Raw genomic sequence first — 24,519 nt, 5'->3', positions numbered from 1 at the left:
ACAAAGTATTAGACAGCCTCATCAACTTAAGATCAACCTTCAAAACTCAACTATTAACCATTTTTTTTATAAAAGAATGTATCTTCTGTATCAAGTCCATAAACGCTTGGATTGAAGATTTGCTCAGTACTGCCTACAAACAAAATCCCATCCTTACGCAATGCCTTACTAAATTTATGATATAATTCATGTTTAGCTTCTTCCGTAAAATAAATCATTACATTTCGACAAACGATTAAATCAAAGTTAATATCAAACCGATCCGCTAATAAATTTCCTTGTTTAAAGGAAATCATCTTCTTCAAATCTTCCTTTATCCGATAACCCATACCATCATTAATAAAATATTTTTCAAACATATCGTTTGGTACATCTTTAATGGAACGATCAGTATAAATACCAGCCTTCGCCCTTTCCAAAATAGCACGATCTAAATCAGTTGCTAAAATTGAAAAACTACCTGGCGGTGCTAACTTTGACATAATCATCGCCAAAGTGTAAGGTTCCTCTCCTGTAGAGCAAGCAGCACTCCAAACTTTCAGTCTTTTATTCGATTGCAACAAACTAGGCAAGATTTTTTTTTCTAAAACTTCCCAACGTTTCGGATTGCGATAAAACTCTGAAACATTAATTGTCATTCTTTCTAAAAACTCATCAAAAAGTTCTTGGCTTTTTATCATTGATTGATAATAACTAGTAAAGTCTTTAAAACCACGTTTATCCCTTAAGGAAGTTAATCTCCGCTTCATTTGTGCTTCTTTATATAAACCTAAGTCAATCGCTGTCTTATTTTTAACACTCTGAATAAATCCTTGATAATCATCCATTTTATTTTCTCCTCTTGAAAACCTACCACGCTGGATTTCTTTGTTAATAGTTTTTCCTTTAGATCATATTTTACTATACCTAGTCACACGATACTAGAGACAATTAATTTTCCAATGGCATGATAGCTTCCATCAAAAAAAGACTAAGCTTTCGCCTAGTCTTAAATATTTCGATGTGTCCCTGAGATCTTACTTATTTAAACCCAAGAGCTAATTGTTTTTTCGTAATTATTTAGCTCTTCTTCCTTGAAGAAAATTCCTATTTCACGAGACGCACTTTCAGGTGAATCAGAACCATGGATAACATTCATGCTTAGTTTAGCTGCAAAATCGCCACGGATTGTTCCAGGTAGAGAGTCTTTAGGGTTTGTTGCTCCCATCATTTGACGGGCAATACTAATGACATTTTCCCCTTCCCATACCATTGCAAATACAGGTCCTGATGTAATAAAGCTCACGAGTTCTCCAAAAAACGGACGTTCTTTGTGCTCTGCGTAATGTGTCTCTGCCATTTCTTTTGTAACCGTTAACAATTTTGCCCCTACTAATTGAAAACCTTTTCTTTCAAATCTAGAAACAATTTCCCCTATTAAGTTCCTTTGAACACCATCAGGTTTTACCATTAAATATGTTCTTTCCATAATAAAAAACCTCGCTCTCTATGTATTTTATGTAAACGTTATTTGGATTAGTCTAGTAACTAGACCAACATTGAGAATTATAACAAATATTCAAAACTTATTCAATATTTACGAAAATAGTTAATTGTATTATTAACGTAAAAACGTTGAAAAGACCCCACCTAAGCTTACCTAGGTTTCGTCAACACTTGTGTTTCCCAGTTTAAATAAGAAAAAAAACAAATACTTTAAAGTATTTGCCTAAAACTTATATTTTAATATTTTCTTGTCCCAATATATTTTGCAATTTGATAATATGACTCTTTCGCCGGTATATCGGGAAGCTTTTCTAGTTCCTTAAACGCTTTATTTAAATAGCGATCACTAATTGCAAAAGAATGGTCAATACCACCAGTTGCTTTAATCGCTTCAATGATTTCACTCATAAGCTGCTTATCAGAGCTTTCACTATTTATCATACTGACTATATCATGACGTAATTTTTCATTACGACTCATACTATATAAAGCTGGTAAAGTTACATTACCTTGATGTAAGTCACTACCTGCTGGTTTTCCAAGCTCTTTTTCTGTGGCGATAAAATCTAAGATATCATCGGTAATTTGAAAGGCCATGCCGACATTGTATCCATAGCGATACAAGCTTAATTGAACATCTCTCGGAGCATCAGCAGCTAGTCCACCTAACCTACAACTAACAGCGATGAGTAGCGCGGTTTTACGCTTTATCCTTCGCAAATACATTCTGAAATTTTGGTTCCAGTTATATTGATCGCGAATTTGCTCTACTTCCCCAATACACATTTCGACCATAGCATCTGATAGAATTTGGTGAACTTCCGGTTTTTCACAGTTAGTTGCCATTTCGATCGCTCTAGCAAAAATATAATCACCTGTATACATAGCAACACGATTATCCCACTTTGACTTAATCGTTTTCTTTCCTCTACGTAAATCAGCATCATCAATGACATCATCGTGTACAAGTGAAGCCATATGAATAAGTTCTAACGGTACGGCGACTTGCTTAATCTTTTCGATATCGTAGTCACCAAATTTGGCAGCGAGCAAAACAAATACAGGTCTTATTCGCTTACCACCAGCCTTCAGTAAATGGGCCGAGGCTTTCTTCAATATCGGATGCTTAGCATCAATTGTCGCCTCTAATTCTTTTTCTATTTTTGCTATGTCTGAGCGTAAATGCCAATATATATCTGTTAACTTCATGCTTTCCACCTTAAATTAAATGGAATGACAGTGATCCAATGCACTCCATAATGATATTTTGTTAACTTTCTTAAGCAACCCTAATTCTGTTGCTTTATCATAAAAAAGATAAAGCCCCTCAATATGTTTGTCCGTTAAGTCATGGTTCAAACCTTGAAAATAATTTTCCCAATATGTTTTTGAACCATTGAGGTCTTTCCTGATTGAGGATATCATTTCTGAATAATTGTTTTCAAGACATTTATTCTTACTTGTCATAAATCCATCATACAATATACTGATGTTCTCATTTTCTCTTTCTAATATCTCATTTCGAACTGCTAATACAGCAAATGTCATTGGTAATTTGGTATGTTCATACCAAATTTGCCCTAAATCATAACGATGGATATTAGGTGACAATCCCCATAATGTTACAATTGCATCATCACCAATTAACAAACAAGCTTCATGGTTCTTTAACATTTCATTAAAATCAGGCTTCATAATCGTATAACTAACATCCATCTGATAAAAAGATTGCAATATTATCTTCAATAAATTTACAGATGTAGCTGAACTTGATGTTAATGCTACATTTTTTCCGTCCAATTGGGTTATTGGTACCTTAGAGAAAAGAAAAATAGATCCTACACTTTTGGGTGCAGATACAGACAAATTTGGTAAAAGAGTATACTGATCTACATGTTCACCGTAAGAAAACGAAGATATACCTCCAACATCAATCATTCCTTTTGACATTGCTTCATTTAACTGTGAAGGAATTTGAGGTATGAACATACAGCCAAGACGATTCAAATAATCACGATCTAAATAGTAATAAAGTGGTAGCATATTCGTGTAAGAGATTTCGCCTACAACTAAACTCATGAATGATCCCCCCAGCGGGTGAAGAGTTGATGATCAACACCAATATTATCAAGTACTTTCCCAACAACAAAATTTATTAAGTCTTCCATCGTTTTAGGAAGTTGGTAAAAACCAGGCATGGCTGGAATGATCTTACCGCCTACTTTAGAAACCTTTAACATATTTTCTAAGTGAATTTGATTAAAGGGAGTTTCTCTTGGAACGAGAATAAGCTTCCTACCTTCTTTTAGCATTACATCTGCTGTCCGCTCTAGTAAGTTCCCTGAAGCGCCATTAGCGATACCTGATAACGTTCCCATTGAACAAGGTACAATCACCATTCCCTCATTCCGGTAAGAGCCACTAGCAATTGGTGCTGTAAAATCTCGTAACGTATGATAATGTAACTTTCCAATCGTATGAGGAAATAGTTCTTGAATAAGCTTTTCACGGTCACTCGTCTCAAATAAAAGTTCCTCTTTAAAAACCTGCCACCCTGCTTCAGTAACAATTAAATGCACTTTATAATCAGCCTTTAATAGTTCTTGAACGAGTCTCACACCATAGATAGCTCCACTTGCGCCAGTAATTCCGACAGTGAAAATCTTCTCTTTTGGCATCATAGCATTAAATCTCCAATCGTGAAGACTAGCATTACCATACTTAAAATACCATTCATCGTAAAGAAAGCTACATTTACTTTTGAAAGATCATCAGGTTTCACCAATGAATGCTCATAAATCATGATTACTCCAGAAATCAGAACTCCTATTAAATAAATCCACCCGAGTGGTGTGATAAAGAATAAACTAATGAATGCGATAAAACTTAAAATATGAATGCACTTTGCTATTATTAGAGCCTTTGGAGTACCGAAGTAACTCGGAATCGAGTATAACTTAACACTTTTGTCATAGTCAGCATCTTGAGTCGCATAAATGATATCAAAACCAGCGATCCATAGGGCCACACCAAGAAACAACACAAATGCTGCTGCCGTTAATGTACCAGTAGCACCAACCCAACCGCCTAACGGCGCAATCCCGATTGTTACCCCTAAAACTAAATGGCAAGCCCATGTGAAGCGTTTAGTGTACGAATAAATCACTAAGAAAAATACTGCTAATGGTAATAAATAAACTGCTAGCATATTAAGCTGGTATGCTGAATAAAAAAGTAGTGCAAAAGAAACAATAATAAAAATGGTTGATTCAAAATTCGAGATCAATCCCGCCGGAATGGCTCGATCCTTTGTCCTTGGGTTTTCTTTGTCAATTTTAGCATCAATCACGCGATTTAAGGCCATGGCAGCACTTCTAGCCCCTACCATAGCCAATGTGATCCAAACCCAATCTGAAGCAGTTGGCCACGTGCCGTTAATTAATAAACTTCCTAACACAGCTCCTAGGAATGCAAATGGCAAAGCAAATATTGTATGTTCGAATTTTATCATTTCAAGGATTATTTTTATTTTTCTAATCACAGTTCGCTCTCCAGTCTCCCTCGTTATTTCACTCCAAGATGCATGGCAGCAACTCCGCCTGAATAAGATTTGATCTGTAAATCTTTAAATCCTGCTTCAATAAACATCTCTGCTAGTTTTTCTTTATTAGGAAATGACATTGTCGACTCTTGAAGCCATGAATATTCTTCATAACTCTTGGCAAATAATTTACCAAATAGAGGCATTACATGTCTAAAGTAAAAATTGTAAAGTTGTTTAAAACCAATAGTCGTTGGTTGCGATGTTTCCAAGCAAACTACTTTCCCCCCAGGTTTTAAAACCCGATTCATCTCTTTTAACACTTGCATATAATCTGGAACATTTCTTAAACCAAACCCAATTGTAACGAAATCAAACTCATTATCGCCAAAAGGTAGTTCCATAGCATTTCCATGAATAAGTTCAATTTGAGGGATATTACGGACTTTCTCCTGGCCGATTGAAAGCATGTTTTTACTAAAATCTAGGCCATATACTTTGCCCTCATTACCTACCGCTTGTCCTAAAGCTATTGTCCAATCTGCAGTTCCACAACAAACATCAAGGGCTCTATTCCCTTTTTGAACATTCATCCGCTTCATTGTATCTTTACGCCAAGCAATATGGCGTTGGAAGCTAATAATCGAATTCATCTTATCGTATTTTTCATAAATCGTCTCAAAAACTTGATGAACTTTTTGCTCTTTTGATTGTGCCATTTTTTAACCTTCTTCCGCAACTTCTTCTTTTAGTAGATCAGCATTCATTAGCATTTCATCAATTCTGACCATAATAAACGAGCTTAAGGGCGAAGCTTGCCTACATAAAGAATGTAACTGACTTTTTGAAAGGAAAATATATTTGTCGCACATCTCTATGCTATGTTTTAAACGGGCATCTCCGTGTAACTTTGAATTAATAGAACTGTTGTCTTTAACAATCGTCTCAATTAACAATCCATCATGACCTTGCAATAAAGCTTCTCTTTCAGTAATTAATCTCTTGAAAAAGAAAAACTCACTTACGATTGCTTTCCAATTTGGTAATTTAAAGTGCTCAGCTATTTTCTGAATTAAGGATGAATCAATTATTTTAATATGTGCAATCGATTGTGATATGCTTTGGGTATCTTTATAAAAACTCATTTTTGATTCGTTAATTTCTTGAATTGAATTCGCTAGCAGGCGAATCATTGTTATATCATTTATTTTGGCTAACAAAAAGTAGTAGAGGCTACTATAGTAATCACCTGCTAAGACCTTTAGCTGTCTTTCTTTTTTAACTCTTTCTGAACTAACGTTTGAGACCGAAACCTTTTGATGAGTGTCTAATGCCGCTTGGACTAAGAGGGTAGTAATTACATATTCATCTAACTTTTGCTTAGCAAGCTTCTTTTCTTCAAGCATTGAATAGAGAAGATATAACATATCTTCATCTAAAACAGGCGCTTCTAAAAATTTTGTAATGTATGGATGCTTAATTCTTTCGTAAAAACGATATTTTATTTGTTTTATTTCCTCGTTTATATAATTAATTAAAATCATCTTAAGTCCCCCAGAAACCAAAACAATTTTCCCCTAAGTAAAATATAATTATGGTTTAATTTTATTCGTACCATAATAAGCGAAACCAATTTTGTAACACAATAAGAAATTTGTTAAAAGTATAACCTTATCATTTATAAAAAAGAACATAACTAGTATAACATAATTTTAAAACAAGGAAAAAGCCTGATATACAATTAGCAAAACTTGGGCTTTACGTGATTCATTTAGTTTTTCAAATAGTTTATGCATAAGAAAATTTTCAAACACTCATAAAGTGAGTGAATTGCTATATTGTTCTAATTGTAGTTGCGAATGGTTTCTACGCAACAACATTTAGAACAATATAGCGAAAGTAATGAATTATGAAATTCATTAAAGTATAAAAAAAGCAGGGTACGTCCTGCTTTTTTAACTATCAGTCTCAACCTCGCCGTGTTTCGTTTGAATAATTGCTTTACCACGTATTTTTACCGCGGAAGTATGTTCTGTGAATTGGGCAATCATCACTTCCCCTTTATCAAGTTTCTCCGAATGATGAAAGCGTGTATCCGAACCTCTTGTTAAACCGATAACATTGACGCCATTTTCCTTTGCCTTAATAACTATGAAATCATCGTTACTTGCCATCATGATACCTCCCCTATGAAAACGCTATAATTATCTCTTCTTTACTATTACCTAAGTATAAATGATTGTCAATAAGGTACAACTACATGATCATTATGTATGCTACGTAAACACCAATTAGTATGATTACTATCGGAATAATCCAACTTAATAGTTGTGTTCTCGAATTATTTCTCATATAAATCACCTCTAGTAGTAACATATCCACTTCTGTATATAAAAATGTAAAAATGAACGGTAACTAACAGTGTCATTAGTAGAGATTATTTAATATTTATTAAAGACAAGACTTCTGCTCTTGCAGCTGGATTATTTGCAAAAGCACCACGAACAGCAGAGGTAATCGTTGATGAACCTGGTTTTTTCACGCCACGCATTGTCATACACATATGTTCTGCTTCTACGACAACAATAACTCCAAGTGGTTGCAAAGTTTCAACCATAGCTTCTGCAATAGTTGAAGTGATCCGTTCTTGTAGTTGCGGGCGTTTAGCCACCGCTTCAACCGCTCTTGCCAATTTGCTCAGACCGGTAACTTTCCCTCCTTTAGGGATATAGCCGACATGAGCCTTTCCGAAAAATGGCACTAAGTGATGTTCACACATTGAATAAAAAGGGATATCTTTAACAAGAACCAATTCTTCATGGTCTTCACTAAAAACTGTAGCAAAATGTTCTTTAGGATCTTGGTGTAAACCTTGAAATACTTCCTCATACATTTTTGCTACTCGTTTGGGCGTATCTAATAAGCCTTCCCGACTAGGATCTTCCCCTATCGCTTCTAATATCATTTTAACCGCTTCTTCAATTTTTTCATGATCAAATTTATTCAAACGAGTATCCTCCATTCATAATCATTAACTTTGTAGTAAAAATCATAGCATAGCAAACATTACAAGCGCAAATGCGAAACTCAAATCTCCTAGGTACATCTCATATAAACAAACTTTCTTTTAGTAGGATAACCACTTTCCAAATATTCACTAAGCAAACACGAAAACATGAAAATCCTGAAAAAAAAGAAGAGATGTTTTCACATCTCTTCTTGCCCTATATGTATGAGATTATTTTACAGCATCTTTAAGGGCTTTACCAGGTTTAAACGCTGGAACTTTACTAGCAGCGATTTCAATTTCTTCACCAGTTTGTGGGTTACGTCCTTTACGAGCAGCACGTTCACGTACCTCGAAGTTACCAAATCCGATTAATTGTACTTTATCCCCACTTTGAAGAGAGTCAGTAATTGCTTCGAATACAGCATCAACTGCACTTGTTGCGTCCTTCTTAGAAAGACTTGATTTCTCAGCAACTGCATTAACTAATTCTGTTTTGTTCATGGAATTCACCTCCTCCCAAAATTTCACGTTATTCAATTACTTGCACATTTTTACAAATTTTATACTTGTTTTATGAAATTACTTGAATAACAAGACTTATATTAAACGATCATCAGCAATAATTCAATATCTTTTTAAACAATTCATTACAATTTAAGACTTTTTTCCCTAAAAATTCTTCATTTAGCAAAACAATTTATAACAGTTTAGGGAATTCTATCATACCTCAATAACATAAGCAAACATTATCTAGTCGTTAGCATATATCCAATGAAAAGTCGCTGAATTTCCTTTCTCTTCGCTGTAAAACTCTAACTAATTTTAGGGGCTCGTTTAAGGAAATCCAGCGACATCTATTTGAAATTTGTTTTGTTCTGTATATGCTTAAAACGTTTTTTTATACAAAAAGACTCTCCTAAGTAGCAAGGAGAGTCTCACAATTTAATGATCGTTATTTACTATAAAATGATGGCGATTAAGCCTCCTGATCCCTCGTTAATAATTCTTTCGAGTGTTTCTTTCAACTTATATCTAGCATTTTCTGGCATTAACGATAATTTCGCTTGAATTCCTTCACGAACAATCGAATTTAATGACCGTCCGAAAATGTCTGAATTCCATATTGACAATGGGTTATCTTCGAAGTCCTGCATTAAATATCTGACAAGCTCTTCACTTTGCTTTTCAGTACCAATGATCGGTGCAAACTCCGATTCTACATCAACTTTAATCATGTGAATTGATGGTGCAACAGCTTTCAAACGGACTCCGAACCTAGAACCTTGACGAATAATTTCTGGCTCATCTAAGCTCATATCACTAATTGTTGGTGCTGCTATACCATAACCTGTTTGCTTAACCATCTTCAGAGCATCGGCTACATGATCATACTCTGCTTTAGCATGGGCAAAATCTTGCATAAGCTGCAGTAAGTGGTCTTTCCCTCTAATTTCAACCCCGACTACTTCTTTTAGGATTTGATCATATAAATCATCCGGAGCATATAGGTCAATTTCTGCTACACCTAATCCCATTTCAATACCAGCTAAACTAGCATGATCAATGAACTCAAATTCCCCGAACAAACCTACGACACGGTCTACATCGCGTAGTCTTTTGATATCCTTTACGGTATCACGAACTGATTCTTCGTAGCTTTGACGTAACCAGTGTTCTTCTTTCAATACCATTACCCAGCTAGGAAGATTGACATTGACTTCATGGACTGGGAATTCGAATAATACTTCTCGTAGGACACTATTAATATCTTGTTCATTCATACTTTCAACACTCAATGCTAGAACTGGAACATCGTGCTTTTCCATTAGTTCTTGTCTCATTGCTTCAGTATCGGGATGTTGAGGACGAACCGTATTAATAATGACGATAAAAGGTTTGCCAACTTCTTTTAGCTCATTAATTACTCGCTCCTCAGATTCGATATAATTAGCGCGCGGAATATCACCGATTGAACCATCTGTTGTGATGACAACTCCTAATGTTGAGTGTTCCTGAATAACTTTTCTAGTTCCAATTTCAGCAGCTTCTTGGAATGGTATTGGCTCTTCATACCAAGGAGTACTAATCATTCGAGGTCCATTTTCATCTTCATAGCCAGTTGCACCTGGAACTGTATAGCCCACACAATCAACTAATCGGATGTTAACTTCTAGACCTTCTGAAACATGGATTTTTGCAGCGTTATTAGGTACAAATTTCGGTTCTGTTGTCATAATTTGCTTACCAGCTGCACTTTGAGGCAATTCATCTTTGGCTCTTGCTTTTTCAGACTCATTCTCAATGTTTGGAATGACCACAAGTTCCATAAACTTTTTAATAAAAGTCGACTTACCTGTTCTAACGGAGCCCACCACTCCTAAATAAATATCGCCACCCGTTCTTTCAGCGATATCTTTAAAGATATCAACTTTTTCCACGTGATCCCCTCCCGAATCAATTGTTTAAATTATTTCATCCACGACTAGTAAAATAATTACTAAATCTAGTAGTACAAAGATTAATCGTGGAAGCTTCCAATTGCCATTGTTCTAATCTCGGACATTATATACTTATGATGTTGTCCAACAAATATGACACTAGTTTCCAAAAAGTTTATATTTTAAGTTTTTATTTGGTAACTTTTTTATGCTCTAATCATCACCTACTCACCCCAAAAAAGTCATTGCAATAAGGAATGTTAAAGGTGTAATAGCAGTCAAGCTACGGCATACACACCCCAACACTCTCTTGTTACTAGATGGTTCTTCATAACTTTCGTAGTTTTCGGCTTTATGTATTAACACTAGCTGAACACAAAAAAGCCCCTTCCTTTTTGTATGTATATGTGGAAAGAGACTTAATATAACTATGAAATTAATTATTCTTTTTAATTTTCTGTAAAAATTACCTCGCCATCTCTAACGGTATAGGGAACGGAATAGGCAGGAACAAATGGAAAGTTTTCGATGAGGATTTCCCTAACATCATCTCCATCTGTAAAATCATGTTCAAACTTATTTAAAGCATAGTTGAGATCAATCGTGTAATCAACGATGACTTGTCCATTTCCATCGATATAAAGCGGTAAGCGATGATCAGGATGAAACGGACTTTTCACAGTAGGAGACTCCTTCAACTTAAGTTTCTCATGATCTAGTAGAAACACTCCTGTTGCAACTACTTCCTGCACAGGGGCAAAACGATTTTTACGACGATAATCATTTACTTTTCTTTGAAATTCTTGTATTCCCTTCGTCATCGTCAAGTCAATAAGCTTTACTTGTGGATCTTCTTCTACCTTTACTAACACATACTGGTATACACCGCCATTTTCAAATGAGTTTCCTGGCGGTTGCTGCATATATTTTGGGACTAGTTTTTGAAAATTGATTAAATTTTGTTGAAAAATATTGGTTTCTGTTTCTCTATGATGAACTGGCAATGCTTGATTCTCAATGCGGTACTGAACAACAGCCTGTTGAACCGATAGTATTTGATCTTGGTACGGCACTTGATTTTCTACCCTTTGTTCATCAGGATAAAGACAGCCTGTCAGTATAAAAAGAATGAACGTTAGTAGTAATAACTTCTTCAATGCAATCAACCTCGATTATCCTATATTTATACAGTAGGGACGTTTATTACAAGTAAAAAAATAATAATACCAGCAAAAATAATACTTATAAACGTAATTCCTAGTATTATTTTTTGAATAATTCCAGTTAATTTTTTTCTTGCAAAAACCGTACCAAATACAGCAAAAAACATTAAGCCCATTGCGATAAACGATAGCCACATTTTAATTAAACCTTCAGTCATATTTTATCCTCCATTTATCTCATTGTCATATAATATCTTAAAGATAATTGCCGGATTATTATAGCATAAATTAAAGTCTATTAGAATTAATAACTCTTTCACACTACTTATATTGAAATCATTGTACTAATGTGAGCTTAAGGAGTCGTTCGATAATTTTCACAGAGAACACAAATGGTGGTGAAAAAAAATTGCTCCTTCAATGAGTTGTCGCTGTCTTCCCTTTCTCTTCGCTGTATAACTCTAATGAATTTTAGAGGCTCGTTCAAGGAAATCCAGCGACATCTTATAGAAGTTACTCTTAATGTAATTATAAATTGGCGATAATAGTGAATCATTGCTCAAATACCTTATATCATAAAAAAAGATGATTGCACAAATTGGGCAACCATCTAGTACGTATAAACTAGCAACAATGCGGCAAAGATTTCTATAAACTAACAAAAGAAGGGGCGTTTCTAATGTTAGCTAGCTAAATACTATCTCCTAAAAAGAGCCCTTGTTAATGTTGGTACCGTAACAGTATATGCAGAAGTTAATTAAAGCGTAGATAACACTAGCCTAATAAAGGATTATTTTTTCCCAAACATTTTAGCAAGAGATGCGAAATCTAGTGGGAGGTTGTTGTTTACGATCGTATTTACAAGCTCATCCTCTTTTTCTTTTGAGACAGGTTTATTAGCTAAATTAGCTACTTGTTGAATTAAGTTACGTACTGTCTGCTCATCTTTAAAATTAGCACCGCTAACAGAATTAGCTAAGTTAAATATGTCTTGTTGTTTTACATTCGTTTTCTTTTCTAGATTATCAAAGAAATTGTTTCTTTCCACAATGACGTCCTCCCTAAAAGTAAGTTTTCAACATATCATATGCTAAAGGAGGACTATTGTGAAAAATAACGAAAAGATAATTTGGAATTATCCAGCTTGCTTTTTTAGGGCTTACAAACTTAAATCTTCAACCTCATGAGTTTTAACACGACCCATTAGTTCATCAACCGCCACTTGGGGTTGTTTGTTATTAAATAACACATCGTACAAGACAGAAGTAATTGGCATTTCAATACTTTCGCGAATCGCTAATTGATAGGCAGCTTTTGTTGTTCTTACACCCTCAACAGCCATCCCCATACCCGTTAGTACCTCGTCTAACGATTTGCCTTGTGCAAGTAAATTACCAGCCCGCCAATTACGGCTATGAACACTTGTGCATGTTACAATTAAATCACCTAAACCTGAAAGACCAGCAAACGTTAGCGGATTAGCACCTAACTTAATCCCAAGTCGAGCAATTTCAGCTAATCCTCTAGTCATAAGAGCCGCCTTAGCATTATCGCCAAATCCTAAGCCACTAGTTAAGCCCGCTCCAAGAGCAATGATATTTTTCAAGGCTCCTCCAAGTTCGACACCAATTAAATCTGGATTTGTATACACTCGAAAATGCATATTCATAAATAAATCTTGGACATACTCTGCTTCTTCGAGTAGTAAAGATGAACTAGTCACAGTAGTTGGTTGGCGCAAACTTACTTCCTCAGCATGGCTTGGACCAGATAAAACAACTACAGATTTGCGTAATTGTTCTGGAATTTCCTCTTCAATCATTTCTGATATACGTTTTAAACTGTCCGGTTCAATTCCTTTACTTGCATGAATAAAGGTAACTTTTGTTTTTAAAAGGAGCCTAACTTCCCTAAGAACTTCTCGGAACGCATTTGTAGGCACAACAAGCAAAATCGCTTCGACACCACTTAATGCTGCTTCTAGATTTGTAAAACCGATCACATTTTCCGGTAAAGTTACACCCGGTAGAAATCTCTCATTTGTATGTTTCTCATTAATTTCTTCGATCTGCTCTTCTTCTCGTCCCCAAATTCGGACTTGATGGTTATTATCCGACAAGACAATACTTAAAGCACTTCCCCAACTTCCTGCACCTAATACAGCAATATTAGCCATTTTTCCATCCTCCTTGGTTTCACTTTTTGCCAATTTTATTTTCGTTTCCTTTTATGAGCCTTGATATATTGGCTCGATGACGCCAACATGATAAAATCGTCACTACAATTAATAAATATGTATATTCAATCGGATAGACGAAATAATCGTGAAAAACAATCATAAACAAGGTTGTTAACAGCAAAAACAATAATGAACCCAGTGAAACAAAACGTGTTATGACAATGCTAATAATTGCAATAATTCCCGCATATAAAGCTGGCCAGAAGACAAGAGTTGCAAGGACACCAATTGTTGTTGCAACTCCTTTACCACCCTTAAAACGTAAAAATACAGGCCAATTATGACCAACGATAGCAGCAAGCCCTGCAGCAGCTGGAACAAGTCCATCGCCAACCAAATACAACGCTAATAAAACGGCAACGATCCCCTTTAATGCATCCAACAATAAAACCGCTATCGCTGGGCCAATCCCTAAAACTCGAAGGGTGTTTGTTGCCCCGGCATTTCCACTTCCATGTTCACGAATATCTACCTTTTTAATTTTTTTCCCAAATACATAACTAAAGCTAATAGATCCGAGTAGATACCCAACTATGATCGAGATAATTATTTCCATTTTCCCTCTCCCCTATGTTTACTTTTGTTCATACGTTATTTTAGGAGAAACATTTTAATCGTTCTTTTTCCTTGGGATTATTTTTATTGGTGTTCCTTTAAACTCAAATGTCGCACGAATACGATTTTCCAAAAAGCGTTCATACGAAAAATGTAACAATTCTGGTTCATTAACAAAGATGACAAACGTTGGTGGTTTAATTGCCACTTGAGTTGCATAATTGATTCTTAATCGCTTGCCTTTATCAGTCGGTGTCGGATTCATCGCAACAGCATCCATTATCAGATCATTCAAAACGTTTGTTGGCACACGTAGACTATGGTTTTCAGCAACAATGTTCACCATCGGTAAAATTGTATTTAAGCGTTGTTTAGAATGCGCTGATACGAACAAAATTGGTGCATAATCTAAAAACAAAAAGTGATCTTTTATCTTTTGCTCAAACGTCTGTAAAGTTTTATCATCTTTCGTAATTGCATCCCACTTGTTAACGACAATTATTACAGCTCTTCCAGCTTCATGGGCATAACCAGCAATTTTTTTATCCTGTTCTAGAATTCCTTCTTCAGCATTTAATACGACCAACACAACATCAGAACGTTCAATTGCTTTTAAAGCTCTTAGTACACTATATTTTTCGGTGCTTTCAAACACTTTCCCTCTTTTTCTCATTCCGGCAGTATCAATTAGGACATATTGTTGATCATCAACCGTAAAAGGCGTATCAATCGCATCTCTAGTTGTCCCTGCGATACTACTTACGATAACTCGCTCCTCGCCTAAAAGGGAGTTTACAAGCGACGATTTCCCAACATTTGGTCGTCCAATTAATGAAACACGAATCGTTTCTTCATCATAGCCTTCGTCCTCATCCTCAGGGAAGTGTTTTATAACTTCATCAAGTAAATCACCTAAACCTAATCCATGAGAACCAGAGATGGCAATCGGATCACCCATTCCTAAAGAGTAAAATTCATATAGTTGCTCACGCATTTCCGGGTTGTCAATTTTATTAATTCCGAGTACAATCGGCTTTTTAGAACGGAATAATAACTTTGCAACTTCTTCATCTGCACCGGTTATTCCTTCACGTCCGTTTACGATGAAGATGATCACATCTGCTTCTTGAATTGCTAGCTCGGCTTGCTGCCTCATTTGCGTTAATAACGGTTCATCAGTTATTTCAATACCACCTGTATCAATCAGATTAAAGTCCTTATTTAACCATTCTCCCGAACTATAAATACGATCCCTTGTTACTCCTGGTATATCTTCAACAATTGAAACTCTTTCCCCAACAATTCTGTTGAAGATCGTAGATTTCCCTACATTTGGTCTACCTACAATGGCTACTACTGGTTTTGTCATAACGTATTACCTTCCTTTTTCCTACTTATATAAGTTGATGTTAACGCAGAAACTTAACGCTTACTGTTGCTTACACAAGTTATTTGCACTGTTTAGAAAAACCTTACTCTCCGCAAGTGGTCTTTATTTTTCTACTTTTTAAAGTATAAACCAAAAACTATAGCAAAACCCCTCTATGTAGTTAGAAGGGTAAAGTTTCCTTTAAATCTTAGCTTATCCATTTTAACAAAAAACAATATAAAGAGCCAACATTTTTCTTTCATTGGGTACAACTATCTTCTTTGTGAGCTTAAAACTGTTCGCTGTTTAACATAATCATCTAACAATGCAACCATTTTTTCAAAAACTAACCACAGGTAAGAAACAGCTATTGTAATTGCAACAATATCCAAGCTTTCTAAATGACCAATTACAACTACGTTTCCGACAATACTATTTAAAAATAACGAATAAATAATTTCTCCTTGAGCAACTGTGATCAACAAAAGAGCTATTCTTATCTGATGTTCTCTAATTAACACTAATGTTAGTAATATTAAAATTGCCGCTAATTTGATTGTTGGATTAAACATCACCCACACTGGATCATATAATTGAAATAATCTAAACGATACATAAGAACAAGTTAATATCAAGCTTATGCTTAAGTAATATAAAATGGTTGTAAAATGACTTTTTGAGATGAAATAATATCCAATCAGTAAACCTAATAATGTTGAACAATTTACTATTATATCATTTATAATAACGTGTCTTGTTGAAAATATGATTAGAAATAGAATAGCAACTGTCACTGCAATACGCTTTCTTGTTTTATCTAACATAAAAGTACAATAAATCCATCCTATCCAAAAAATCCAGTAAAAATATATTCCCTCCATAGTCCAACCCCTCCATTCACATTATAGGAAAAAAGGAAAAGAAATAATCAAAGTAATAAAAATTTCTGACAATTACTATTTCCTATGTAATTAAAAGTACATATACTGATCTTTTTTAACAAAAACTATTTGTGAAAGGATGTGATAAGAATGGGAAAAGATCGCCAAGAAACAAAACTACGAAAGTCTGGGAAAGTCGCGTCAGATCGTGATCAAAGTCTAGGCTATGCAGGTGCAACAAAACTAGAAGGTCCAGAATCAGCAAGAAAGCGACAGCGTTAAAACAAAAGGCTACAAACCTTTGCAAAACTAGATATCATTTATTAAAAACTCGTAAAAAAGAGGTGACGTATTAATGTCACCTCTTAAAACTATATTAAGTTCTTTTAATGTGGATAGACTCTCTGAGCATAATTCTTTGTAGGAATGCCTCTTTGCTTTAACCAATGGAAAGTTTCTCCACTAATGACGAGTGGAACCTTTCTTAAATCGTCAATTTTCTTAATGCCTAAAACAGTCATAACCATTTTTAATTCTTCGTGTAACCGATGAACAGTAAGTTCCAATCCTTCATCACCACTTTGATGCAACTCTTTTAAAAATAACCCTGCAACTCCGACTGCAGCCGAACCTAAACTTAGCGCTTTAGCAATATCTAGCCCTGTCTTCACTCCACCAGTAGCAATTACGGATAGAAAGGGCTGTGAGGTTTTCACTTCACATATCGCTGCAGCAGTTGGAATACCCCAATCGTTAAAAAGATCAAAGGATTTATCTCTACGAAGATTTTCGATTTTGGCGAAATTTGTCCCACCAGATCCACCAATATCAATAATATTAACGCCAATGTTAGCAAGCTTTGTAGCGGTTTCTTTACTCATTCCAAAACCGACTTCTTTAATGATAACTGGAATTGAAAGGTTTTCCACAATGTCTCTAATTCTGTCAAGAGCTCCTGAAAAATGACGATCACCTTCTGGCATGACAAGTTCTTGGACTACATTTAAATGAATTTGCAGGGCATCAGCATTTATCATTTCAACTGCTTCTTTCGCCTGCTCTACAGTTGCTTCGCTCCCTATATTACTAATGACAATCCCTGAAGGATTTTCATGTCTTACGACTTCAAAAGTAGCACGTTCATTTTTATCTCTAATAGCAGCCATTTGTGAACCTACAGCCATGGCCATATTATACTTTTTAGCCATTTTCGCTAATGATCGGTTAATACTAATGGTACGTTCTCCGCCCCCACCAGTCATTGCATTGATAAAAATCGGTGAACTTAGAGATAGTTCACCGACATTTGTATGAATTCCTACATGATCAACATCTATATTAGGTAAGCTTTGATGGACAAACTTAATATCATCGAAAGAGTGAGACTCTTTTGATGGGAGCTTTAATGTATGCTCAATATGTTCTATCTTTCTTGAAGTTCTATCCAAAACTTTCACCTACTATTTAAACTTTTTTAATTGGTCCCCAATAACGTCAGCCAGAGAGAAGCCACTAGTTTCTTCGTTGCGCTGATATTCTTGAGTTGGAATGTTAGCCTTTTCCTCTGCTTCTAAGAGGTCACGAATACTTAAAGAAATACGCTTATCTTTTATATTTACATCAAGAACTTTTGCTTTTACCACTTCACCTTCTTTTAGTGCTTCACTAGGTGTTCCAATGTGGCGGTTAGCGATTTGAGAAATATGGACAAGACCTTCGACACCAGGAGCAATTTCTACAAATGCACCAAATGACGCAAGGCGCTTTACTTCACCCTCAACAACATCACCTGGATGGATAGTTTCGGAAACGTCTGCCCATGGACCTGGCAATGTATCTTTAATAGATAATGAAATTCGACCATTATCAACATCTATAGAAAGAATTTTCACTTTAACTTTGTCACCCTCGTTAAGAAGTTCTGACGGTGTCTCAACGCGTTGATGCGAGATTTGCGAAATGTGCACTAAACCATCTATCCCACCGATATCAACGAACGCACCGAAATTTGTTAAGCGTTGCACTGTACCTTCAACAATTTGTCCTGGTGTAAGTTGTTCGAATGCTGTTTTCTTTTGTACTTCAATTTCTTCATCTAAGACATCTCGTTGCGATAAAATTAGCTTATTGTTCTCCTTATCTAATTCAATAACTCTTAACCTTAATGTTTTTCCTTTGTAATCCGAAAAGTCTTCTACAAAATGTCTTTCAACTAATGAAGCTGGGATAAATCCTCTAATCCCTACATCAACTACTAAGCCACCTTTAACAACATCAGCTACCTGAGCTTCAAAGATTTCTTTAGTTTCAAGTTTCTTTTGTAAGTTCTCCCAAGCTTTTTCTGCTTGGACAGCTCGCTTTGAAAGTAAAATTTCCTCATCTGTCACCTTGATAACTTTTAAATGAAGTTCTTCACCTACACTAACAGCCTCATTAGCTGTTTCGATATGTAGACTTGAAAGTTCACTTATTGGGATAATTCCATCTACCTTATAACCAACATTCACATACACTGCTTTGTCTTCTACTTTTGTTACAGTACCTGTAATAACATCACCTTCACTCAAAGTTCTCACTTGAGCCATTTCTTGATTCATTTGTTCTGACATCACTAATTACCTCCCTTATTAACTATCAATTATAGAACATTTTATAAAAAAAATTGTTTTTATTAAGATTTAGTTACCATTGTGCTCTTCAATAAGTTCCGCTATTGCTTTCATAATATAATTGGTAGCTTCCTCAGAAGAAGCTTTCTCTTCTCTTAGTTTATCAAAATTAAGGGGCTTTCCGTAAACAACTTTTAATGGCTTAAACAGTTTATATGGACCGATTATCGCACTAGGTACCACTTGGGCATCTGTTTTTAAAGCAAAAAAACCTACGCCAGCAAGCCCTTTTTGTAATTGTCCTGTTTCACTTCTTGTTCCTTCTGGAAAGATCCCCAAGATTTTCTGCTCTTTTAATATTCTCAGCCCTTGTCTTAACGCTTGTTTATCACTCATTCCACGTCTGACTGGAAAGGCATTAAGTTTTGGTAATATAGATTTTAAAATTGGAGCTTCAAAAAGTTCAGCCTTTGCCATATAGTGAATGGGTCTTTCAATATATGAACCTAAAAAAGGAGGATCCATAAGGTGAATGTGATTACAACAGAGCAAAACACCTTCATGATTGGGGATATTTTCCTTACCAATTACTTGGACCTTATAAAAAGTAGATAAGTAGCTTCTACAAATAGTTTGCCCTGCAGTGTACAAGTTCACGCTCATCTCGTCCTTTCAGCAACTATTTGTAAAATTGAGGTAACTACTTCGGTGATCGACAATTTTGTCGTATCAATTTCAATTGCATCTTCGGCTTTTTTTAATGGCGCAGTTTCTCTTTCCGAGTCTCGCTTATCTCTTAAGGAAATTTCTTGCTTTAATTGTTCAAGATCCGTTGGGTATCCTTTCGCGATATTTTCTTCATACCTACGTCTTGCTCTTTCTTCTACTGTAGCTATTAAGAACACTTTTACCTCTGCATCTGGTAAAACCGCCGTTCCAATATCGCGTCCATCCATGACAGTGCCACCGTTAACAGCCATCTCTCGCTGTCTATCTAGCATTTCAAAACGAATGGCACTATGGCTAGCAACAAATGAAACCGAATTTGTCACTTCCTGAGATCTAATTAGTTCTGAAACATCCTCTCCATCAAGATAAACTTTTGCGGATGTTGTTAACTCGATTTTAGTGTCATTCAACAAGTCACTAAGCTGTTGTTCTTTCTGGAGATCGACAACATTTTTAATTGCCTTATATGTAAGTGCTCGATACATTGCCCCTGTATCTATATAGATAAATTCGAGCTGCTCAGCTACTAACTTTGCTACTGTACTTTTACCGGCTCCTGCTGGACCATCAATTGCTATGTTAATCTTGTTTTTCATAAGTGCACCTCTTCATACGTAAACTAAACCTAAACCCTAGTTATGCTCGTACTTTCCTTTAAACGGCTCAGAAGATTATTCTTTTATAAAGTTTATCAATTTCATAATTCATATTTTCTCAACTATATAGCTCTATGAATTTCACTCAGAGTGAAATATTTAAATTTCCTACGCTAGGCAACTAAATATCTTTAGATATAATACCATATTGTAGTAAGTTGGTCTAATGTTTCCATTGCCCGGAGTGCATATTCTAAAAAGACACCTTCCGAAAAAATCGTCCTACTTAAGTAGGGCGATAGTTCTTTTTTATATAGAAGGATTTGAGCTAGAATTAAAAAGAAAAACTGCAGAAAAGTAATTTTCAGTAAAATTGCTTCAAGCCTTTTTAGATAATTACTCATTTTAAACTATCCCTTCATACAACATTTGGTAATATTATTGATAGTTTAATTCAGTTTGCACTGTTTTATTCTGCGATTCCCTTTTTTCTTATATAAAGTTGCCTTTCAAAACAATAACGAACGATTATTTGTCGATCATTTTCATTTATTTCAGTGAATTGTAATGAGGCTTTTTCCCTTGGACTGTCTTTTGTTGAGATAATTCGGATTACATGACAATCAACTGTTATGTATTTTATTTCCCCAGTTTGCATGTGTAAACAAAGCCAACAGGTGATTTCCTTGCCAACAGGTATATTATGAATTTTAGGTAAGACAAGCGCGATGCCACCTCCACTAATATCAGCTGTAACGGAGACAAACGGAGCAAACTCACTATTCTTTGGGTGAACTGCCACATCAATAGTAGCTTCAACCCTAACATGCTGTCTTCTTTGTATTCTAATATACTTTTCTAGCCCCGGGTCTTTTATTACAAGCATAGGGATTTTTGCCTTTTTTCTTCCTAGTATTTGTGTTTGAAATAAATAGACAGCTTGGTCTTTTCCATTGAATGATGCGCTAAATTCAGTGCCATCATGGAAAAAAGCAACCTTTTTTGTTTTATCATTGATCGGGTAATCAATGAAAAGATATTCCCTAACTCGGTCAACTAGTCTACATTTAAAACGTTGCTTCCCCCCTTCTTGATCATCGTCTAAGTCTAAATAAATCGTATCACCGATATTAAGCAAGATGACTACTTCCTTCCAAAGTTGTTTTCCATTTATGAACTATCGTTTATATCTTATATTAGCAAAAAAAAAACCTTCCGGATATAAGTTAGTTTTAATTAATAGATCTTTTTTGCATTTAAACTGGTTTCAAGTAAAAGAGGCGATCCCAAAGTCTCAATTTCCCTCGAAGTGATACCATAGTAGAAGTGTAAGTTTGTACACGGTCTGTTAATAGTAGATGAGGTGATTGATTGCTTTGGAATAGCCTCTATTTTAGTTACGCAGATTTATATACTGCTTCTGCATTTTTTAATTTTTCAACTTTCTCTTCGTTACCAGTTTCTGCATTTATAAATATTCTGTACGTGTCATCTTTAATAACACCAAAAAATTCATATGTTAAAACATCTTCCCCTAAATCATTTTTAATCATCGCTATATGATGTTCCATTACCTCAAGGGCTGGATTTAAGCTTTCTTTAGCCTCTTCCATCGTAAGAGTCGGTTCCAAAACGTCTCTTTCCTGGTGGTTCGTTAAGTAAGCTGATGCCTCATAGCCAATGATTTCGCCATCTTGTAATGAAACCTCAATAACGATCGCATCGGAATATACTCTAACGTTATCTTTTAAATAGGCAAAATTAAATACTCCAACCGCATTATACTGCTTACTATCAACTAACTGCATATCGTTTATTTCATTTTTCTCCAATAGCTCTTTCGCCCGTTCTGAAGCTTCATTTAAGCTAATAGTCGCTTCACCAACTTGGCGATCTTGTAATAGCCAAATTGGATGACCACCTTTTTTAGAAATATCCATAAAAATATTAGCCTCATGTTCAGGATCATTGATCATCACTGTATACGCTTGGTATGCAAGACCATCACCTGTTTCCTCAACTTCAACTTCTGCGTCTTCCATTTCACAGAATTTTAAAGCTATTTCCTTCGCTTCGTCAGCCGTTATCTCTTTACCATTTAACCGCTCGTTCAATGCTTCATCATTCGTTTGTAACTGTGGTGAATCAGCCCCCCAGTCAACCTCACTGAACCCTTCAACTTTTTCGTTAACGATGTGAAAACCATTAACTATAGCATTATTTAGAGGTTCATCCTCAGAAGCAAGGGCCAATTCTACATCCATCCAACGCAGATCTTCTTCTAAAACCATCGACTGAACTTTACGCATTTCTTTTTGGATATCGCCACTTTGCCCATATAAACTCTCCAATGTTTCATATTCACTTTTCGATAATGGTTCATTTTCTAGATCTCTAACAGCGTTTCGGTAACTAAAGTTACCGACTTTATAAAGATATTCTTCAGTTTTACTGAATGGCATTAATGTTAATGGTAATTGTCCTAAATTCAGTTGTGCCATTGATGTCAATCGCCACACATCAGCAAGCGAAGGAGAAAGATGCTCCCTTGAATTCATTGCAAGTGTAGCACCGATTTCGTCATGGAGTAAATCTAAGTTATATGTTAAGTCATGGAAAGCCCTTTGATAGTTATTCTCTGCTTTTATTAAGATTGAATTTTTTTCTTGATGCTCTTGGTAGCCCCAATACGCTGTCGAAACAACGGCTACGCCTAGTACTGCTAATAAAATTGTTCGTATCATTTACCTCACCTCCATTATTTACAGAATATATGTTTACCAATTTTTTTAATTTGCGGTCTCGTCCAAATCCAACCTGACGTTGCAGTATCAGGGTTAAAGTAATATAGCGCATTGCCAGTTGGATCTTGCCCATTAATAGCATCTAAAACTGCGCGACGAGCTGTTTCATTTGGCTCTAAATAAATTTGTCCATCGGCAACTGCTGTAAAAGCTCTTGGCTCAAAAATTACGCCTGAAGGAGTGTTCGGGAATGTTGGACTATTGATCCGATTTAAGATTACCGCTGCTACGGCTACTTGACCAATGTATGGCTCACCACGAGCTTCTCCGTATACAGCTTGTGCCATAATACGAATGTCATTATCTGAAAAACCTGCAGGTACATTTATAGCTTGTTCTACATTTGGAGTATCTCCTGCTGTAGCATCTGGGACAGGCTCTTCCTCAGGTACAGGCTCGCCCTCAGTAGCTGGAGTTTCTGGTGCTGGCGTTTCACCTGGTGTTGCCTGTGGTGACCCTGGCGCCGGTGTTTCACCTGGTGTTACCTCTGGTGACCCTGGCGCTGGTGTTTCACCTGGTGTTGCCTCTGGCGATCCTGGCGTTGGTGTTTCACCTGGCGTTGCCTGTGGCGACCCTGGTGCTGGTGTTCCTCCTGGCGTTGCTGATGGCTGCTTCGTTTGTTTCTGTTTCCGTCTCTCTTGCTCTAATGGTGGAATTTTACTTCCTTTAGGTCCACTTTGTATTTCTTTAGGCGTCTTTCCATAGTGAGTAAATTTCCTACCTTCATAAAATTGCTTGTGAACCCACTCATAATCAAAATCTGTACTTTTCTCTAACATTGCTTTCATTTTTGGTCCAACTAGACCGTCTACCTCAAGACCAAATTCATCTTGATATTTTCTAACTGCCCAATACGTTCCCCATCCGTATACCCCATCTATGGTTCCATTATAAAACCCAATATATTGGAGTCTTGATTGCAACTCTACAACATCATCACCTGTAGCCCCGCGTTGAATAATTTGATCTGAAAACGCTCCGACTTGTGTTGCCTGAAAAAATGTCGGGAATGCAATAAAGCACATCATGATCAAAAGAGGAATTTTTCTTAAGTTCTTATTCATGTAGTCAAACCTCCCTATAAAAAATACAATCTAACA

At 35.8% G+C, this 24,519-nt stretch carries 28 protein-coding genes; 1 reads left to right on the top strand and 27 read right to left on the bottom strand.

Translation table 11 applies throughout. The features are described 5' to 3' along the window. Positions 1 to 53: 53 nt before the first annotated feature. The 19 genes from ACK4M9_RS15590 to ACK4M9_RS15500 form a co-directional block, all read right to left on the bottom strand. Positions 54 to 827, bottom strand: a complete 774-nt coding sequence (locus ACK4M9_RS15590) for a CheR family methyltransferase (RefSeq protein ID WP_409852463.1) — start codon at positions 825 to 827, stop codon at positions 54 to 56. 197 nt (positions 828 to 1,024) lie between these two features. Further along, on the bottom strand, positions 1,025 to 1,468 hold the full coding sequence (ndk, locus tag ACK4M9_RS15585) for a nucleoside-diphosphate kinase (RefSeq protein ID WP_409852460.1): 444 nt from the start codon (positions 1,466 to 1,468) through the stop codon (positions 1,025 to 1,027). Between the two features lie 254 nt (positions 1,469 to 1,722). After that, positions 1,723 to 2,694 carry a heptaprenyl diphosphate synthase component II gene (gene hepT, locus ACK4M9_RS15580; protein ID WP_409852458.1) on the bottom strand — a complete coding sequence of 324 codons (972 nt, stop codon included), beginning with the start codon at positions 2,692 to 2,694 and terminating at the stop codon, positions 1,723 to 1,725. 15 nt (positions 2,695 to 2,709) lie between these two features. After that, positions 2,710 to 3,564, bottom strand: coding sequence for a menaquinone biosynthesis protein (locus ACK4M9_RS15575; RefSeq protein WP_409852455.1), 855 nt, complete (start codon positions 3,562 to 3,564; stop codon positions 2,710 to 2,712). After that, a complete protein-coding gene (locus ACK4M9_RS15570) occupies positions 3,561 to 4,163 on the bottom strand; it encodes a UbiX family flavin prenyltransferase (protein ID WP_409852628.1) in 603 nt (200 codons plus the stop codon). The genes ACK4M9_RS15575 and ACK4M9_RS15570 overlap by 4 nt, the downstream gene beginning before the upstream one ends. Then, a complete protein-coding gene (locus ACK4M9_RS15565; protein WP_409852452.1) occupies positions 4,163 to 5,026 on the bottom strand; it encodes a UbiA-like polyprenyltransferase in 864 nt (287 codons plus the stop codon). Before ACK4M9_RS15565 ends, ACK4M9_RS15570 begins: the two co-directional genes overlap by 1 nt. A 23-nt stretch (positions 5,027 to 5,049) precedes the next feature. Continuing rightward, on the bottom strand, positions 5,050 to 5,745 hold the full coding sequence (locus tag ACK4M9_RS15560; protein ID WP_409852449.1) for a demethylmenaquinone methyltransferase: 696 nt from the start codon (positions 5,743 to 5,745) through the stop codon (positions 5,050 to 5,052). 3 nt (positions 5,746 to 5,748) lie between these two features. Beyond that, positions 5,749 to 6,570 carry a heptaprenyl diphosphate synthase component 1 gene (locus tag ACK4M9_RS15555; protein ID WP_409852447.1) on the bottom strand — a complete coding sequence of 274 codons (822 nt, stop codon included), beginning with the start codon at positions 6,568 to 6,570 and terminating at the stop codon, positions 5,749 to 5,751. A gap of 411 nt (positions 6,571 to 6,981) precedes the next feature. Continuing rightward, positions 6,982 to 7,203 carry a trp RNA-binding attenuation protein MtrB gene (mtrB, locus tag ACK4M9_RS15550; RefSeq protein ID WP_409852445.1) on the bottom strand — a complete coding sequence of 74 codons (222 nt, stop codon included), beginning with the start codon at positions 7,201 to 7,203 and terminating at the stop codon, positions 6,982 to 6,984. Between the two features lie 260 nt (positions 7,204 to 7,463). Beyond that, the gene (folE, locus tag ACK4M9_RS15545) at positions 7,464 to 8,033 is read right to left on the bottom strand and encodes a GTP cyclohydrolase I FolE (protein ID WP_409852443.1); all 570 of its coding nucleotides are present in this window, start codon (positions 8,031 to 8,033) and stop codon (positions 7,464 to 7,466) included. A gap of 231 nt (positions 8,034 to 8,264) precedes the next feature. Further along, the gene (locus ACK4M9_RS15540; RefSeq protein WP_409852441.1) at positions 8,265 to 8,537 is read right to left on the bottom strand and encodes an HU family DNA-binding protein; all 273 of its coding nucleotides are present in this window, start codon (positions 8,535 to 8,537) and stop codon (positions 8,265 to 8,267) included. 458 nt (positions 8,538 to 8,995) lie between these two features. Next, positions 8,996 to 10,474 carry a stage IV sporulation protein A gene (spoIVA, locus tag ACK4M9_RS15535; RefSeq protein WP_409852439.1) on the bottom strand — a complete coding sequence of 493 codons (1,479 nt, stop codon included), beginning with the start codon at positions 10,472 to 10,474 and terminating at the stop codon, positions 8,996 to 8,998. Between the two features lie 449 nt (positions 10,475 to 10,923). Next, entirely contained in the window at positions 10,924 to 11,631 is a 708-nt protein-coding gene (locus ACK4M9_RS15530; protein ID WP_409852436.1) for a hypothetical protein, read from the bottom strand. Positions 11,632 to 11,657: 26 nt separating this feature from the next. Next, positions 11,658 to 11,855, bottom strand: coding sequence for a DUF2768 family protein (locus ACK4M9_RS15525; RefSeq protein WP_409852433.1), 198 nt, complete (start codon positions 11,853 to 11,855; stop codon positions 11,658 to 11,660). 572 nt (positions 11,856 to 12,427) lie between these two features. Then, complete coding sequence (locus ACK4M9_RS15520; protein WP_409852626.1) at positions 12,428 to 12,688, bottom strand: stage VI sporulation protein F; 261 nt, start codon at positions 12,686 to 12,688, stop codon at positions 12,428 to 12,430. A 108-nt stretch (positions 12,689 to 12,796) separates the two neighbouring features. Continuing rightward, complete coding sequence (locus ACK4M9_RS15515; RefSeq protein WP_409852430.1) at positions 12,797 to 13,813, bottom strand: NAD(P)H-dependent glycerol-3-phosphate dehydrogenase; 1,017 nt, start codon at positions 13,811 to 13,813, stop codon at positions 12,797 to 12,799. A 19-nt stretch (positions 13,814 to 13,832) separates the two neighbouring features. Further along, on the bottom strand, positions 13,833 to 14,432 hold the full coding sequence (plsY, locus tag ACK4M9_RS15510; RefSeq protein WP_409852427.1) for a glycerol-3-phosphate 1-O-acyltransferase PlsY: 600 nt from the start codon (positions 14,430 to 14,432) through the stop codon (positions 13,833 to 13,835). A 54-nt stretch (positions 14,433 to 14,486) separates the two neighbouring features. Further along, the gene (der, locus tag ACK4M9_RS15505) at positions 14,487 to 15,800 is read right to left on the bottom strand and encodes a ribosome biogenesis GTPase Der (protein ID WP_409852424.1); all 1,314 of its coding nucleotides are present in this window, start codon (positions 15,798 to 15,800) and stop codon (positions 14,487 to 14,489) included. A gap of 272 nt (positions 15,801 to 16,072) precedes the next feature. Beyond that, on the bottom strand, positions 16,073 to 16,681 hold the full coding sequence (locus ACK4M9_RS15500; protein ID WP_409852421.1) for a YphA family membrane protein: 609 nt from the start codon (positions 16,679 to 16,681) through the stop codon (positions 16,073 to 16,075). A 150-nt stretch (positions 16,682 to 16,831) separates the two neighbouring features. On the opposite strand from ACK4M9_RS15500, the gene ACK4M9_RS15495 reads away from it, so the two are divergent. Continuing rightward, complete coding sequence (locus ACK4M9_RS15495; protein WP_409852418.1) at positions 16,832 to 16,963, top strand: YpzI family protein; 132 nt, start codon at positions 16,832 to 16,834, stop codon at positions 16,961 to 16,963. A gap of 104 nt (positions 16,964 to 17,067) precedes the next feature. Here ACK4M9_RS15495 and fni read toward each other — a convergent pair whose 3' ends face one another. From fni to ACK4M9_RS15455, 8 genes are all read right to left on the bottom strand, one after another. Continuing rightward, entirely contained in the window at positions 17,068 to 18,129 is a 1,062-nt protein-coding gene (fni, locus tag ACK4M9_RS15490) for a type 2 isopentenyl-diphosphate Delta-isomerase (protein WP_409852415.1), read from the bottom strand. A 12-nt stretch (positions 18,130 to 18,141) separates the two neighbouring features. Then, positions 18,142 to 19,290 carry a 30S ribosomal protein S1 gene (gene rpsA / locus ACK4M9_RS15485; RefSeq protein WP_409852412.1) on the bottom strand — a complete coding sequence of 383 codons (1,149 nt, stop codon included), beginning with the start codon at positions 19,288 to 19,290 and terminating at the stop codon, positions 18,142 to 18,144. A gap of 69 nt (positions 19,291 to 19,359) precedes the next feature. After that, entirely contained in the window at positions 19,360 to 19,947 is a 588-nt protein-coding gene (locus ACK4M9_RS15480; protein ID WP_409852409.1) for a lysophospholipid acyltransferase family protein, read from the bottom strand. Between the two features lie 2 nt (positions 19,948 to 19,949). Further along, positions 19,950 to 20,615 (bottom strand): (d)CMP kinase, encoded by a 666-nt coding sequence (gene cmk / locus ACK4M9_RS15475; RefSeq protein ID WP_409852407.1) that lies wholly within the window; start codon positions 20,613 to 20,615, stop codon positions 19,950 to 19,952. 191 nt (positions 20,616 to 20,806) lie between these two features. Beyond that, positions 20,807 to 21,019 carry a DUF5359 family protein gene (locus ACK4M9_RS15470; RefSeq protein ID WP_409852403.1) on the bottom strand — a complete coding sequence of 71 codons (213 nt, stop codon included), beginning with the start codon at positions 21,017 to 21,019 and terminating at the stop codon, positions 20,807 to 20,809. Between the two features lie 65 nt (positions 21,020 to 21,084). Beyond that, entirely contained in the window at positions 21,085 to 21,753 is a 669-nt protein-coding gene (locus ACK4M9_RS15465; RefSeq protein ID WP_409852400.1) for a flagellar brake protein, read from the bottom strand. A 259-nt stretch (positions 21,754 to 22,012) separates the two neighbouring features. After that, positions 22,013 to 23,359, bottom strand: coding sequence for a germination protein YpeB (ypeB, locus tag ACK4M9_RS15460; RefSeq protein WP_409852398.1), 1,347 nt, complete (start codon positions 23,357 to 23,359; stop codon positions 22,013 to 22,015). A gap of 14 nt (positions 23,360 to 23,373) precedes the next feature. Continuing rightward, the gene (locus ACK4M9_RS15455; protein WP_409852395.1) at positions 23,374 to 24,483 is read right to left on the bottom strand and encodes a cell wall hydrolase; all 1,110 of its coding nucleotides are present in this window, start codon (positions 24,481 to 24,483) and stop codon (positions 23,374 to 23,376) included. Positions 24,484 to 24,519: the final 36 nt, after the last annotated feature.

The organism is Anaerobacillus sp. (genome assembly GCF_046314235.1).
Classification (GTDB): Bacteria; Bacillota; Bacilli; order Bacillales; family Anaerobacillaceae; genus Anaerobacillus.
The sequence above is the reverse complement of the archived record's forward strand: the minus strand, read 5'-3'. Positions and strand labels throughout refer to the sequence as shown.

What these genes read in the sequence shown, in the direction of transcription:
- rpsA (WP_409852412.1), bottom strand. Translation starts at nt 19,290, where the DNA reads ATGTCAGAACAAATGAATCAAGAAATGGCTCAAGTGAGAACTTTGAGT.
- ACK4M9_RS15495 (WP_409852418.1), top strand. Translation starts at nt 16,832, where the DNA reads ATGGGAAAAGATCGCCAAGAAACAAAACTACGAAAGTCTGGGAAAGTC.
- ACK4M9_RS15540 (WP_409852441.1), bottom strand. Translation starts at nt 8,537, where the DNA reads ATGAACAAAACAGAATTAGTTAATGCAGTTGCTGAGAAATCAAGTCTT.
- ACK4M9_RS15555 (WP_409852447.1), bottom strand. Translation starts at nt 6,570, where the DNA reads ATGATTTTAATTAATTATATAAACGAGGAAATAAAACAAATAAAATAT.
- ACK4M9_RS15455 (WP_409852395.1), bottom strand. Translation starts at nt 24,483, where the DNA reads ATGAATAAGAACTTAAGAAAAATTCCTCTTTTGATCATGATGTGCTTT.
- ACK4M9_RS15560 (WP_409852449.1), bottom strand. Translation starts at nt 5,745, where the DNA reads ATGGCACAATCAAAAGAGCAAAAAGTTCATCAAGTTTTTGAGACGATT.
- cmk (WP_409852407.1), bottom strand. Translation starts at nt 20,615, where the DNA reads ATGAAAAACAAGATTAACATAGCAATTGATGGTCCAGCAGGAGCCGGT.
- hepT (WP_409852458.1), bottom strand. Translation starts at nt 2,694, where the DNA reads ATGAAGTTAACAGATATATATTGGCATTTACGCTCAGACATAGCAAAA.
- ACK4M9_RS15575 (WP_409852455.1), bottom strand. Translation starts at nt 3,564, where the DNA reads ATGAGTTTAGTTGTAGGCGAAATCTCTTACACGAATATGCTACCACTT.
- mtrB (WP_409852445.1), bottom strand. Translation starts at nt 7,203, where the DNA reads ATGATGGCAAGTAACGATGATTTCATAGTTATTAAGGCAAAGGAAAAT.
- ACK4M9_RS15570 (WP_409852628.1), bottom strand. Translation starts at nt 4,163, where the DNA reads ATGCCAAAAGAGAAGATTTTCACTGTCGGAATTACTGGCGCAAGTGGA.
- ACK4M9_RS15590 (WP_409852463.1), bottom strand. Translation starts at nt 827, where the DNA reads ATGGATGATTATCAAGGATTTATTCAGAGTGTTAAAAATAAGACAGCG.
- ACK4M9_RS15525 (WP_409852433.1), bottom strand. Translation starts at nt 11,855, where the DNA reads ATGACTGAAGGTTTAATTAAAATGTGGCTATCGTTTATCGCAATGGGC.
- der (WP_409852424.1), bottom strand. Translation starts at nt 15,800, where the DNA reads ATGACAAAACCAGTAGTAGCCATTGTAGGTAGACCAAATGTAGGGAAA.
- ypeB (WP_409852398.1), bottom strand. Translation starts at nt 23,359, where the DNA reads ATGATACGAACAATTTTATTAGCAGTACTAGGCGTAGCCGTTGTTTCG.
- plsY (WP_409852427.1), bottom strand. Translation starts at nt 14,432, where the DNA reads ATGGAAATAATTATCTCGATCATAGTTGGGTATCTACTCGGATCTATT.
- ndk (WP_409852460.1), bottom strand. Translation starts at nt 1,468, where the DNA reads ATGGAAAGAACATATTTAATGGTAAAACCTGATGGTGTTCAAAGGAAC.
- ACK4M9_RS15500 (WP_409852421.1), bottom strand. Translation starts at nt 16,681, where the DNA reads ATGGAGGGAATATATTTTTACTGGATTTTTTGGATAGGATGGATTTAT.
- ACK4M9_RS15470 (WP_409852403.1), bottom strand. Translation starts at nt 21,019, where the DNA reads ATGAGTAATTATCTAAAAAGGCTTGAAGCAATTTTACTGAAAATTACT.
- ACK4M9_RS15515 (WP_409852430.1), bottom strand. Translation starts at nt 13,813, where the DNA reads ATGGCTAATATTGCTGTATTAGGTGCAGGAAGTTGGGGAAGTGCTTTA.